The sequence below is a fragment of the Pseudosporangium ferrugineum genome, assembly GCF_003002065.1.
GTDB lineage: Bacteria > Actinomycetota > Actinomycetes > Mycobacteriales > Micromonosporaceae > Actinoplanes > Actinoplanes ferrugineus_A.
In genome coordinates this window covers 73,706-85,501 of the sequence record NZ_PVZG01000026.1, presented here as the reverse complement: position 1 = coordinate 85,501, position 11,796 = coordinate 73,706, and the positions used below count along the sequence as shown (strand labels likewise).

At 73.4% G+C, this 11,796-nt stretch carries 10 protein-coding genes, 1 tRNA gene and 1 pseudogene; 6 read left to right on the top strand and 6 right to left on the bottom strand.

Annotation, left to right across the window (positions count from 1 at the left end; all coding sequences use genetic code 11):
• A pseudogene (locus CLV70_RS34555) lies at positions 1–1,542 on the top strand (AfsR/SARP family transcriptional regulator); the annotation flags it as partial.
• Positions 1,543–1,545: 3 nt separating this feature from the next.
• Here the strand turns inward: CLV70_RS34555 and CLV70_RS34550 are convergent.
• From CLV70_RS34550 to CLV70_RS34535, 4 genes are all read right to left on the bottom strand, one after another.
• The gene (locus tag CLV70_RS34550; RefSeq protein ID WP_146164270.1) at positions 1,546–2,127 is read right to left on the bottom strand and encodes a hypothetical protein; all 582 of its coding nucleotides are present in this window, start codon (positions 2,125–2,127) and stop codon (positions 1,546–1,548) included.
• A 71-nt stretch (positions 2,128–2,198) separates the two neighbouring features.
• A complete protein-coding gene (locus tag CLV70_RS34545) occupies positions 2,199–3,599 on the bottom strand; it encodes an FtsX-like permease family protein (protein WP_158277895.1) in 1,401 nt (466 codons plus the stop codon).
• Between the two features lie 41 nt (positions 3,600–3,640).
• On the bottom strand, positions 3,641–4,366 hold the full coding sequence (locus CLV70_RS34540; protein ID WP_106130818.1) for an ABC transporter ATP-binding protein: 726 nt from the start codon (positions 4,364–4,366) through the stop codon (positions 3,641–3,643).
• A complete protein-coding gene (locus CLV70_RS34535) occupies positions 4,363–4,947 on the bottom strand; it encodes a PadR family transcriptional regulator (protein WP_106130817.1) in 585 nt (194 codons plus the stop codon). Before CLV70_RS34535 ends, CLV70_RS34540 begins: the two co-directional genes overlap by 4 nt.
• 195 nt (positions 4,948–5,142) lie before the next feature.
• On the opposite strand from CLV70_RS34535, the gene CLV70_RS34530 reads away from it, so the two are divergent.
• Positions 5,143–5,709: a Uma2 family endonuclease gene (locus CLV70_RS34530; protein ID WP_106130816.1), complete on the top strand. Its 567-nt coding sequence runs from the start codon at positions 5,143–5,145 to the stop codon at positions 5,707–5,709.
• A 64-nt stretch (positions 5,710–5,773) separates the two neighbouring features.
• Here the strand turns inward: CLV70_RS34530 and CLV70_RS34525 are convergent.
• Together CLV70_RS34525 and CLV70_RS34520 are read right to left on the bottom strand one after the other, a co-directional pair.
• A tRNA-Arg gene (locus CLV70_RS34525) sits at positions 5,774–5,846 on the bottom strand.
• A gap of 48 nt (positions 5,847–5,894) precedes the next feature.
• Positions 5,895–6,980 (bottom strand): alpha/beta hydrolase, encoded by a 1,086-nt coding sequence (locus tag CLV70_RS34520; RefSeq protein WP_106130815.1) that lies wholly within the window; start codon positions 6,978–6,980, stop codon positions 5,895–5,897.
• A 169-nt stretch (positions 6,981–7,149) separates the two neighbouring features.
• Here CLV70_RS34520 and CLV70_RS34515 point away from each other — a divergent pair, with 169 nt between their 5' ends.
• The 4 genes from CLV70_RS34515 (at position 7,150) to CLV70_RS39970 (ending at position 11,794) form a co-directional block, all read left to right on the top strand.
• Complete coding sequence (locus tag CLV70_RS34515; RefSeq protein ID WP_106130814.1) at positions 7,150–7,983, top strand: single-stranded DNA-binding protein; 834 nt, start codon at positions 7,150–7,152, stop codon at positions 7,981–7,983.
• A gap of 700 nt (positions 7,984–8,683) precedes the next feature.
• Positions 8,684–9,652 carry a cobalamin biosynthesis protein gene (locus CLV70_RS34510; RefSeq protein ID WP_106130813.1) on the top strand — a complete coding sequence of 323 codons (969 nt, stop codon included), beginning with the start codon at positions 8,684–8,686 and terminating at the stop codon, positions 9,650–9,652.
• Complete coding sequence (locus tag CLV70_RS34505) at positions 9,649–11,184, top strand: cobyric acid synthase (RefSeq protein ID WP_106130812.1); 1,536 nt, start codon at positions 9,649–9,651, stop codon at positions 11,182–11,184. Before CLV70_RS34510 ends, CLV70_RS34505 begins: the two co-directional genes overlap by 4 nt.
• Positions 11,177–11,794: a uridine kinase family protein gene (locus tag CLV70_RS39970; RefSeq protein WP_158277894.1), complete on the top strand. Its 618-nt coding sequence runs from the start codon at positions 11,177–11,179 to the stop codon at positions 11,792–11,794. The genes CLV70_RS34505 and CLV70_RS39970 overlap by 8 nt, the downstream gene beginning before the upstream one ends.
• Positions 11,795–11,796: the final 2 nt, after the last annotated feature.

The window sequence follows — 11,796 nt, the reverse complement described above, 5'->3', positions numbered from 1 at the left end:
GGCGGCGTCACCCCCGCCTCGGCCACCGCCGTCTGCGCGGACACCGCCGTGCCCGCCGCGGAGATCCCCGAACTCCTGGCCGCACTCGTCGACCGGTCGCTGCTGCAACTCGCGCCCGGCACCGGCCGCTACCGCATGCTCGAAACCATCCGGGAGTACGGGGCCGGCCGCCTGACCGGGCCGGACGCGGTGCGCGACCGGGCCGCCGCGCACTTCACCGCCCTGATGGCCCACCACGATCCCCACCTGCGCGGTCCGAGCCAGCTGACCGCCATGAAGACCATGGGCGCCGAGTACGACAACACGCTCGCCGCCCTCCGCCACCTGTGCGCCACCGGCAACGCCGACGGCGCGATCGCCCTCGCCCTGACGCTGGCCTGGTTCTGGCAGATGTCCGGGCGGCAGAGCGACGGTGCCTACTGGCTGAGCGAGGCCCTGGCGGTGCCCGGCGGCGCGCCGACCCCCGAACGGGACTGCGCCCGAGCCGTCTACCTGCTCAACCGCACGGACCTCCTGTCGGGCATCACGGCCGGGGAGGCCGCCGACGACCGCAAGGAGATGCGCGAGCTGGCCGGCAGGCTGCTCGACCACCCGCGACTGCCGAGCCACTATCGCGTGTTCGGCCCGGTCCTGCTCTTCCTCCTGGACCCGGCGGCCGCCCTCGGCATCTTCCCCGCCCTGGCCGCCGGCGACGACGTCTGGCTCGCCGGCCTGGCCCACATGTTCCAGGCCGAGATCGCCTCGAACGGCGGCGAACTGGACGAGATGCGTACCCATGTCGACGCGGCCCTGTCCCGCTTCCGCCAGGCCGGCGACCGCTGGGGCCAGGCGGCGATCCTCCCGATGCGCGCCCAGCTCAGGCGCTACGACGACCTCGACGGCGCCCTGGCCGACCTGGACGCGGCCCGGACGATGGCCGCCGGGTTCGGCGCGCTCAGCCTCGGCGACCAGCTCTACAGCGACCTCCGCTGGGTCGACCTCCACCTGCGCCGCGGCGACACCGGCCGGGCCCTGGCCCTGCTCGGCGCCGCGCGCGACCGGGCGCTGCAGGCCTCGTCGGCGGAGATGCTGGCCGTCGTCGATGCCTGGGAGGCCGGGGTGCGGGTGCGGCTCGGCGAGCTCGACCGCGCGCGTGAGCTGCTCGGCAAGACCTTCGCGGGGGAGCAGCTGCTGACCCTGGCGGGCTGCACGCGGGCGGCGCTGGCGGTGGCGGTGGGCGACCCGGCGGCGGCCGAAGCGGCGCTGGGGGAGGCGTACGCGGCCGCGCTGGCGACCGGCGAACTGCCCGTTCTGTCGTCGGTGGCGGTGCACGGGGCGGAGCTCGAAGCCGCACGCGGGCGGTTCGGGGAGTCGGCGATGCTGCTGGGGGTCGCCTCGCGGCTGCGGGGAACCCACGACCGGACCGATCCACAGGTACGCGCACTCACGCGCCGGGGACGGGCCGCGCTGGGGGAGGACGGGTTCGCTTCGGCGTACGGGAAAGGGTGGGAGCTGGACCCGGCAACGGCCGTGACCGTCGCCGATCCGGCAGCGCGGAGGTAGCGGTCACTCCAGCCGTGCCCGGGTCAGGGACCGTGGCTCCCGGCCGGCGAGGAGCCAGCCGAGGACCGCGGCGATCAGGGGTACGCCGCCGGCGATCACGAGCAGTTCCGCCGCCGGCACGCGGGCCAGTTCGTGGAGCTGCTGCCGGGACGAGCCGGCCAGGATGACGGTGTACGCGGCGGCGATGCCCAGGATCGCGCCCAGCAGGGCCAGCCCGCCGGCCGTTGCCGACGTGAGCGTGCGGCGGATGCGAGCCGTCGCGCCGATCGCGGTCAGGGTGCGCAGGTCGCCGGCCGTCTCGGCCCGGATCAACCCGACGGCCATGGCGAGGATGGCCAGCGCGAGCACGGCTCCGGCCGCGGTCGCGGTCGTGCGCAAGGTCAGGAGACCGTCGCTCTCGTCGCGGTCCTCCACGGTGAGCCCGGCGTCGGCCGCGAGTTTCCGCGCGGCGGTGAGCTGGTCGCCGGTCAACGGCCGGGGAGCCTCGATCAGCCAGCCCGCCCGCACCGGGCTCCAGCCGTGCCGGTGCAGCGCGGCCGAGGTGAGGAACGTCGTCGGAAGAGATGCGAACCCCTGATCCGGCAAGCTCTCGGCGGTGGCCGGCGTCGTTCGACCGTACGCCGGAAGCAGTTGAAGGTCCGGACGGGGTTTCGTGGTCAGGACGTCGGTGGTCGCGCCGACGCGGCCGGGATGGACGCCGTAGCGACGCAGCAACTCGGGCGTGGCGACAACCGGCGCCGATTCCGCCCCCTTGCCCGTGGCCCGGCCCACGCCCACCGGCAATCGCCGAGTCCCAGGGCGTCGGCGTTCGCGGTGTTCCGCTGCGCGACCCGCAGCGCCGCGACACCCGGCGCGACGAGCAGCGCCGCGGCCGCGGCGGAACGGTGCACCCTCCTGGGCCGTGGCGGGCGCGCGGAGAGGGCAAGCGTGATCGGCACGCGGGCGGCGGCGCGCGCCGGCCGCCACGCCGCAACCGTCGCCGCCAGGACGGCCAGCAGCAGGGCGGCCGCGATCTGCCACCACGGCAGGTCCAGCCGGGCGATGCGGTGCCCTGCCGCCGTCTCGAACCGTGGCGTCACCGCGAACCACACCAGGACACCCGTGGCCACGCCCAGCACCGACGCGGCCGCACCGACCGCGGCGCCGTTCGCCAGCAGCACGAGCCGGAGATGGCGTGGGGTCGCCCCGATCGCGGCGAAGAGGCCGAGCTGGCGGAGGCGGCGGTGCGCGACCACGGCGAAGCCGGCCGAGGCGATGAGGGCGACGAGCAGCAGGCTCACCGCGAAGGCGCTGAACACGCCGGCCGCCGCCTCGACCCACGCGTAGGAGGGGCGTGACGCGTAGACGAGCTGGGGGTGGCGGGCGCGATACTCCGCGAACCGCTTCGGATCGGCCGCCGTGAGCAGGGTGACCGCCTGCGGCCGTCCGAGCCGTGCCGTCGTCGCCTCGGTCGGTGTGACCAGGGCGAATTCCTCCTGGAGAGCGCCGGGATTCTCGACCGTGCCCACGACCGTCCAATTGCGGCCGCCGGCGCTCGCCCGCAGGTTCGCCACGACCTCGTCGGTGACCGCCACCTCGCCGGGCGCGGCCGGGAAACGACCCGTCAGCAACCGCAGCATCGGACCGCCGTACGGGCCGCCGGGATCCTGCGCCCGCACCTCGACCGTCTTCGCCGAGGCGGGCACCGGCAGATACCAGCGCCGCACCATGTCGGCGGTGCCGAACCACTCGCGCGCCTGCGCGATCTGCGTGTCCTGCTGCGGGTTCCCGTCGCCGTACCATTCGATCCGCTGGCCGGCGTCGCCGAACCGCGCACCGGCCGGGGGCGTCGCGTGATAGCCGGCCGACACGCCCACCACGGCGGTGGTGACGGCGACGGTCAGGAGGGCCAGCGCCATGATCTGCTGGCGCCAGTCGCGGCGGAACAGTCGCCACGCCCAGCGGACGACGGCGCGGTCACCGCTCGTGCGCTCGCGGAGCGCGGCGCGTCGGGCGCCGCCGTTACCGCTGATGCGCTTGCGGACCGTGGCGCGTCGGGCGCCGCCGTTACCGCTCATGCGCTTGCGGACCGTGGCGCGTCGGGCGCCGCCGTTACCGCTCATGCGCTTGCCTCCGGTGCCAGGAGGGACTCCGGGCCGGGCGCGGGTGCCGTCTGATCGACCAGCCGGCCGTCGCGCAGGAACACCACGCGGTCGGCCCAGGACGCCATCCGCGCGTCGTGGGTCACCACGATGCCCGCCACGCCGTCGTCACCGGCCCGGCGCAGCAGGCGCATCACCGCCTCGCCGCTCAACGAGTCCAGCGCGCCGGTCGGCTCGTCGGCCAGCAGCAACCGCCGGTCACCGGCGACGGCCCGCGCGATCGCCACCCGCTGGCTCTCGCCTCCGGACAACTCGTCCGGGTAGCGGGCGGCCCGCTCGGCCAGACCGAGCCTGTCGAGCACCTCCATCGCCGCCGCCCGCGCAGCCTTCATCCGTACGCCGTCGAGCTCCAGCGGAAGCGCCACGTTCTCGACGGCGGTCAGGCCGGCGAGGAGGTTGTAGTTCTGGAAGACGTACCCGATCGAACGCCGCCGCAGCCGCGCGCCATCCTGACGTGACAGTTGCGCCAACCCCTGACCGGCGACGACGACGTCACCGGCGGTCGGATCCTCCAACGTCCCGGCGATCGTGAGCAGCGTGCTCTTGCCGGAGCCGCTCGGACCCATGACCGCGACCAGCTCACCGTCCTCGACGGACAGATCCACCTCCCACAGCGCGCGCACCTCGGTGGCACCGGACCCGTAGACCTTCGACACCCGGCGCAACTCGATGGCCGCGCTCATCGCCGTATGCCCCCGATCCTGCGGCCGACGCGCGGCGCGGACGCCGGGGTTCCGCCGCCCGCGGGAGCCGGCAGCCGCTTGAGCCGGGCATCCGCGGTGTCGAGCCACCGGACGATCGCCTCGAGCCGGAACAACTCGGAATCCACGGCGAGCGACAACTCCACCTCTTCGTCACCGATCCCGGCCTTCAGGCGCGTGTACTCCTGCATCGCCTCGACGAGGTGCCGCCGGTGCACCTGAAGCAGCTCGGCCAGATCCACCCCGGGCACCTGCCGCGCCACCAGCACCTTGATCACCAGCTCGTCCCGCGGCGGCGGCACCACCCCCGGCGGCGTACGCAACCAGCCCTTGAGCTCCTCCGACCCGTCGGCCGTGATCGTGAAAACATTCTGCGGCCCGTCGTCGCCGGCCCCCTCGGACTCGACGAGGCCGTCCCGCTCGAGGCGCTGCAACGTGGTGTAGACCTGCCCGACGTTGAGCGGCCACACCTCGCCGGTCCTGGCCTCGAACTCCTGGCGCAGCTGGAGGCCGTACTTCGAGCCCTCACTGAGCAGAGCCAGCAGGGCATGTCGAATGCTCATACCGAGTAGAATACCCGGTATACAACGCGGCCCGTCAAGCTGTGCCCTTCGCTGGCCTGTGCCAACCTCTCCCCAGCGGGACACGGGAGCGCAGCGGAGGGCCGCATCATGGGCCTGACGACGCATCTTGCTGTCGCGGGCAGGGCTGGGCGTGGCACGCTTAGGGCAGCATCCGCCGATAGGTGAGGCGATCCGATGAGCGTGACAGTGCTGGAACACCCCGAGCCCTGGACCGAGGACGAGTTCTTCGCGCTTGGCGAAACGTCGAACCGGATCGAGCTGATCGATGGGAGCCTGTGGGTGAGCCCGGCGCCGAGCAAGCGTCACCAGCACATTGCGTTCCTGCTCGCGATGGGACTCTACGAGGCGGCTGAGCGAGCCGGCTACCTCGTACTGCAGGACGTGAACCTCCGGCTGGCCGGCGGTCGCATCGTCCAGCCCGACATCGTCGTGGCCGACACCGATGATCTGGGCACCACGGTCGAGGCAACCGAGGCGAGGCTCGTCGTCGAAGTGGTCTCGCCGAGCAATGCGGGCACGGACCGACTGCTCAAGCCCCAGCTGTACGCGGCCGCCGGCATCGGCTGGTATCTCCGGGTCGAGCAACCCGACGATTCGGTGGAACTCCACCTCGAGAAGCTTTCCGGCGCCCACTACGTTTCGCACGCCGTGGCGGGGCCGGGGCAGGCGCTCACCGCCGACGACCTGTTCCCCTTCCGGCTGGAAGTGGCATCTCTACTGCATCGCCGCCGTGGCGGCTGAATCGACCGGAAGGGCGGTCCGGGTTCGCCAGCGTCGTGAGCTGCGGCGGAGGTGGAGCAGAAGGCGCGCCCGGCAGGATTCGAACCTGCGACCGACGGATTAGAAGTCCGTTGCTCTATCCGCTGAGCTACGAGCGCCTGGCCTGCACATACTAGAGTCCCGTCGGCTTCGTGGCGAGCGCGATGTCAGGCCGTGGCGGTGTCCGCTTTGCCGGCGGTGGCGGTGTCCGGGGCGTCTGCCACCAGCCCTGCCTCGGCCTCTGCTCCGGCGGTGCCCTCCGGGGTGTCCTCCGGCGCCGGCGGGATTTCCTCCTCCGGGGTGCCTACGGGCGGCAGGAAGGCGTCGACCCAGCGGCCCAGTTCGCGGAACACCTCCGCACGTACGTCCTTGCCCGACAGGGTCAGGTCGTGCATGCCGCCGTCGAAGCGGGCGATCGTGACCCGCGGGCCGAGGCGGGGGGCCCAGCGGACGATGTGTTCGACGTCGAGGACCGTGTCGGTCACGCGGGCGTCCTCCGACCAGGCGCGGCCGCGGAACGACCGGGTGGAGCAGGCGACCAGGACCGGGGCGTCGATGGCCAGCCCGGCGCGGAGGCGGGCCTGGCCGCGGCGAATCGCTTCGAGCCATCCCGTACGGACCGGGAAACCGAGCAAAGGCTTCCAATTCAGTTCGTACGTCCACTCGCCACGGTGCTCGGAGTGCAGGCTCTGCCCGTACAGTCCCAGAGCGGTCATGGGTAGGGCGCGGTAAGGGTTCCGTGAGCTCGTACGCCCGACGATGTTCATCAATGGGCGACGCAGCACCCACGGCACGTTGAAGTCGAAGAACGGGCTGTTGAGAAAGAGGCCGTCGACAATTTTGCGATCGCTGCGGGCGTGGGACCACAGCGAGGTGATGAGGCCGCCCGTGGAATGGCCCGCTACGAGTAGTTGGTCGTGGCCGTCCTGCTCGCGGATGATGCGGGCCGACTCGTCCAGTTCCGGGAAGTATTCCGTGAGGCTGCGCGCGAAGTTCGGCGTCTGGTGGGGGAGCAGGCTGCGGCCGTACTTGCGCAGGTCGAGAGCGTAGAAATCCCAGCCGCGTTCGGCGAAGAAGTCCGCCAGGTGGGTCTGGAAGAAATAGTCGACGAAGCCGTGCACGTACAGCACCGCACGCCGGGTGGGGCGGTCCGCGCGGCGGCGGACCAGGGTCGCGACGACCGGGCCCTCGTCGTCGGTGCCCAGCTCGATGGTGTGCCGCTCGTACGGCGGGCCCAGGACGTCGGTCTCCACGCCGCCAGGTTACCCACGGGTTCGGGTTCCCGCGCCATACCAGACGCGGCCGATCTTGGAGAGTTTTCCCCAATGCGCGGCCGTCCACAGGCCGCGAGGGCTCTTCCGGCGGGCGGGGCGGCGTTCGCGGCAGGCTGCTCCCACGAACTCGACCGACTGAGGAGAAACGATGTTCGACACCAACATTGTCGTGATCGGCAACGTGCTCACCCCGCCGGAGTGGCGGCGCACGGCCGGCTCCAACACGCTCGTCGCGAACTTCCGGGTGGCGTCGACGGCACGCCGCCTGGATCGGGAAACCGGCCGGTGGGTGGACGGCAACCACCTTCGCGTACGCGTCAACTGCTGGCGCCGTCTCGCCGAGGGCGTGGCCTCCTCCGTCGCGGTCGGCGACCCGGTCGTGGTGGCGGGACGCCTCTACACCCGCGACTGGACCGACTCCGAGGGCAACCTGCGCACCACGTACGAGATGGAGGCCGTCTCCGTCGGCCACGACCTGTCGCGGGGCCGGGCCCGGTTCTTCCGCACCCGGGCCGCCGCGACGACGGCGGTGGAAGACCCCGAATCCCTGGACAAGGTACGCGGTGAGCCCGCCTCCCCGATCCCGGAGAACGACGCTCCCACGGTGTACGGCGAGGGCGTGCCGGATGGCGACGAGCCGGTGTTCGAGGAGGCGCCGTCGCCCTCGCCCGCGGGCGCGGAGCAGGTGCAGCCGCTGCGCGGTGGCGGCTTCGAGCCGTTCGACACGTCGGCGATGCCCGCGCCGCCGAAGGCCGGCGAGGAGGGGCAGCAGCTCGAGATGCTGCCCGTGCCGACGGCCGCGGAGCCGCTGCCGTCGGTCGGAATCCAGCCGCGGCCGGAGTCGCCGGCTGACGGGGAGTCGCGCGGTGGGGAAGCGCAGAGCGCCGAGGGCGGCTCCCAGCCGGCGGAGGCAGAGCCGGCGACCCCCGCGCCCCGGCGGCCGCGGCCCCGCAGCCCGCGTCGCCAGCCGGTCGCCGTTTGAGCGTCGCCGATTGACCGTGCCGGCCACCGCCGCTCCGCGCTCGCCTCCCCCTGAGCGCCCGGAGCCGCGGTCGGCAGCCGGAACCCGCCGCCGGGGTCGGGCGCGGGCTCCGGCCCGTCCGGTGGGTGCCCCGTGGTCGGCAACCCACCGGACGGCATAGCCGCCCGTCGCACCGACAGGCGCGAGCGGGCGGCCGGGGGTCCGGTGGTCGCCGCGACGACCGGACCCCACCTACCGCCGGCCGACCGCCGGACAGCTGCCGGCGGGCTGTCAGGGGGCTGCCGGTCGACAAGCGGCGCGTGGGTGCTTGGTGGCCCGCATCCACGCGCGCGGCCCTCCCGCCTCGCCCCCGGGGTGGGAGGGGCAGGCCCGCCCGGCACGTGAGCACCAGCGGCCGGGCGGGCACGAAACCCGCCGGTCACCGGTCCCGCAGGCGTTCCGGTGACCGGCACGCGGTCTGGCCCGGCACGCGGTCTGGCCCGGCACGCGGCCTGGCCCGGCACGCGGTGTGGCCGCGGGCAGTGGGCGCTGGGCACGCGGTCCAGGGGCTGAGGGCCCGGTCCGGACCGTTGCGGGCGGGGTTCGGTGGCGCAGGAGGTATTCGGTCCCGGGACCGCGACCGCCGCTGCGGGCGCCGTCGTGCTGCTTGGTGTGCTGGTCGCTCATTAGGGTGGGTCGGATGGGACGAGGTAGGGCCGCGATGGTCGCTGACGCCGTGGGGATCGCGGCGGGATATGCGCTGGATGCCGTGCTCGGGGATCCGCGGCGGTTCCATCCCGTCGCCGGGTTCGGGCGGGCTGCCGGGGCGCTCGAGCAGCGGCTGTACGCCCCGAACCGGTGGGCCGGCACTGCCTTCGCGGCCGTGGCGGTGGGCGTACCCGTGCTCGCGGGTGCCGGGTTGTCGTTGGCCACCCGCAAGCGGCCCGTGGTCCGCGCGGTCGTGGTGGCCGGGGCGACGTGGACGGTGCTGGGCGGGCGGACGCTGCGGCGGGAGGCGCGGATCATGGCCGGTCATCTGGAGCGGGAGGACCTGGGGGCGGCGCGGGGGCGGCTCAATCATCTCTGCGGGCGGGACCCTTCGTCGCTCGACGGGCCGGAACTGGCGCGGGCCACCGTCGAGTCGGTCGCGGAGAACACGTCCGACGCCGTGGTCGCGCCGCTGTTCTGGGGTGGTGTGGCGGGGCTGCCGGGGCTGCTCGGCTACCGTGCCGCGAACACGCTCGACGCGATGGTGGGGCATCGGTCGGCTCGGTACGCGCGCTTCGGGACCGCTTCGGCGCGGCTCGACGACGTGCTCAACCTGGTGCCGGCGCGGCTGACCGGGTTGGTGACGATCGCCGCCGCTCCGCTGGTGCGGGGGCGTTCCGCCGAGGCTCTGCGGGTGTGGCGGCGGGATCGGCGGGACCATCCCAGCCCCAATGCCGGGCAGTGCGAGTCGGCGATGGCGGGGGCTCTCGGCGTACGGCTGGGGGGTCGGAATGTGTACTTCGGGCGTACGGAAACGCGGCCTTTTCTGGGTGACGGGCCCCGGCCGTCCGCCGTCCACCTGCGCCGGGCCGCACGGATGTCCGGGGTGGTGGGTCTGGCCGCGGCGGCCGGGACCGCGCTCGCCCGGGGACTGGCCGGGGTCGCCGCCGGCGGGCGGATCAGCGGCGGGAGAGGGCGATGAGCGGCGGGCTTCTGGTGGCCGGCACGACCTCCGATGCCGGCAAGAGTGTGCTCACCGCCGGCATCTGCCGGTGGTTGCACCGGCGGGGCGTCAAGGTGGCGCCGTTCAAGGCGCAGAACATGTCCAACAACTCCGTCGTCGTGGTGGGCGCCGACGGGCGGGGCGGCGAGATCGGGCGGGCGCAGGCCATGCAGGCCGCCGCGTGCGGGATCGCGCCGGACATCCGGTTCAATCCGGTGCTGCTCAAGCCCGGCAGTGACCTGTCCAGTCAGGTGGTGCTGCTGGGTGAGGCCATCGACACGGTGACCGCCGGCAACTACCGGGCGCTGCGGCCGAAGCTGGCCGAGACCGCGCATGCCACGCTCGCCGCCCTGCGCTCCGAATATGACGCCGTCATCTGCGAGGGCGCCGGGAGTCCCGCCGAGATCAACCTGCGGGACGGCGACTTCGTCAACATGGGGCTGGCGCGGCACGCCGGGCTACCCGCGATCGTCGTCGGCGACATCGATCGGGGCGGGGTCTTCGCGGCGCTCTTCGGGACCGTCGCCCTGCTCAGCGCCGAGGATCAGGCGCTGGTCAGCGGGTTCGTCATCAACAAGTTCCGGGGGGACATGGGGCTGCTGCGGCCCGGCCTCGACATGATCACCGCTGCCACGGGGCGGCCGGTGCACGGCGTGCTCCCGTTCCACCTGGACGTGTGGCTCGACGCGGAGGACTCCCTCGCCTACGGGCGGATGCTCGGGCGGCCCGGTCCGCCGCGCGGGACCGAGTGGCTGCGCGTGGCCGTGGTGCGGCTGCCGCGCATCTCGAACGCCACGGATGCCGAGGCGCTGGCCACCGAGCCGGGTGTGCGCGTACGCCTGACCATCGAACCGGCCGAGATCGCCGACGCCGATCTGGTCGTGCTGCCCGGCTCCAAGGCTACGGTGAATGACCTCGCGTGGCTGCGGGAGACCGGCCTGGCCGATGCCGTACTGGCGCACGCGGCCGCCGGCAAGCCGCTGCTCGGCATCTGCGGCGGCTTCCAGATGCTGTCCCGGGCGATCCACGACGACGTCGAGAGCCGCCGCGGCACCGTCCCCGGCCTGGGCCTGCTTCCCGTCGAGGTCACCTTCGGGGCGCGCAAGACGCTGGCCCGGTCGCGCGGCGCGGCCTGGGGGCAGGTCCCGGTCGGCGGCTACGAGATTCATCACGGGTACGTCTCCAGCGGCGCACCGGAGCCACTTCTCCGTTACGCGGACGGCACGCCAGAGGGCGCCGTGGCGGGGGCGGTCTGCGGTACGCACTGGCACGGCGCCTTCGAGTCCGACGAGTTCCGCAGGCGTTTCCTGACCGAGGCGGCCCGTCAAGCCGGCCGGCGCGGTTTCGTGGTGGCGCCGGGCACCCGGTTCGCCGACGTCCGTGGGAAGGCGCTCGACACCCTCGGTGACCTCGTCGAGGAGCACCTGGACACCGACGCGCTGTGGCGGCTGATCGAATCCGGTCCGCCCGCCGGCCTCCCGTTCGTCCCGCCCGGCGCCCCGCGTGCCTAGCTTCGCCGACCTGGCGTCGCGGATCCTGGCCACGGAGCCGCGGCTGGGTCCCGTACGCCTGGTCGCGGTCGACGGGCCCAGCGGCGCCGGCAAGAGCTGGTTCGCCGACCGGCTGGCCAAGGCGGCGGACGCGCCGGTCGTGCACACCGACGATCTGCTCGACGGCTGGGACGACCAGTTCACCTTCTGGGTACGCCTGGAGCAGCAGATTCTCGCACCGCTGCGGCACGGGCGTCCCGCCACCTACCTGCGCTACCTGTGGCATCGGGAGGCGTTCGGGGGCCCGGCGGTCACCGTCGAGCCGGCTGCGGCCGTACTCCTGGAAGGGGTGACGTCGGCGCGCCGGGCGATATGGCCGGAGCTGTCCTTCTCGGTCTTCGTCACGGCCCCGCCCGACCTGCGACTGCGCCGGGCTTTGGCACGCGATGGGCGCAACGATGTTGCGTTTCGGGCGTACCTTGAGCGCTGGCGCACCGCCGAGGATCAGCACTTCGCCGCGGAGGGCACCGCCGCGCACGTGGACCTGCTGGTCGACGGCGCGGCCGAGGGACCCGGTGACCGTTTCGAAGCGCTGCGGCTGCCGCCTCATTGGCCACGATCAGCTGTGTGAGC

Coding starts and splice junctions, on each gene's coding strand:
- CLV70_RS34545 (WP_158277895.1), bottom strand. CDS start 3,599: ATGAGCGGTAACGGCGGCGCCCGACGCGCCACGGTCCGCAAGCGCATC.
- CLV70_RS34540 (WP_106130818.1), bottom strand. CDS start 4,366: ATGAGCGCGGCCATCGAGTTGCGCCGGGTGTCGAAGGTCTACGGGTCC.
- CLV70_RS34535 (WP_106130817.1), bottom strand. CDS start 4,947: ATGAGCATTCGACATGCCCTGCTGGCTCTGCTCAGTGAGGGCTCGAAG.
- CLV70_RS34530 (WP_106130816.1), top strand. CDS start 5,143: ATGAGCGTGACAGTGCTGGAACACCCCGAGCCCTGGACCGAGGACGAG.
- CLV70_RS34515 (WP_106130814.1), top strand. CDS start 7,150: ATGTTCGACACCAACATTGTCGTGATCGGCAACGTGCTCACCCCGCCG.
- CLV70_RS34510 (WP_106130813.1), top strand. CDS start 8,684: ATGGTCGCTGACGCCGTGGGGATCGCGGCGGGATATGCGCTGGATGCC.
- CLV70_RS34505 (WP_106130812.1), top strand. CDS start 9,649: ATGAGCGGCGGGCTTCTGGTGGCCGGCACGACCTCCGATGCCGGCAAG.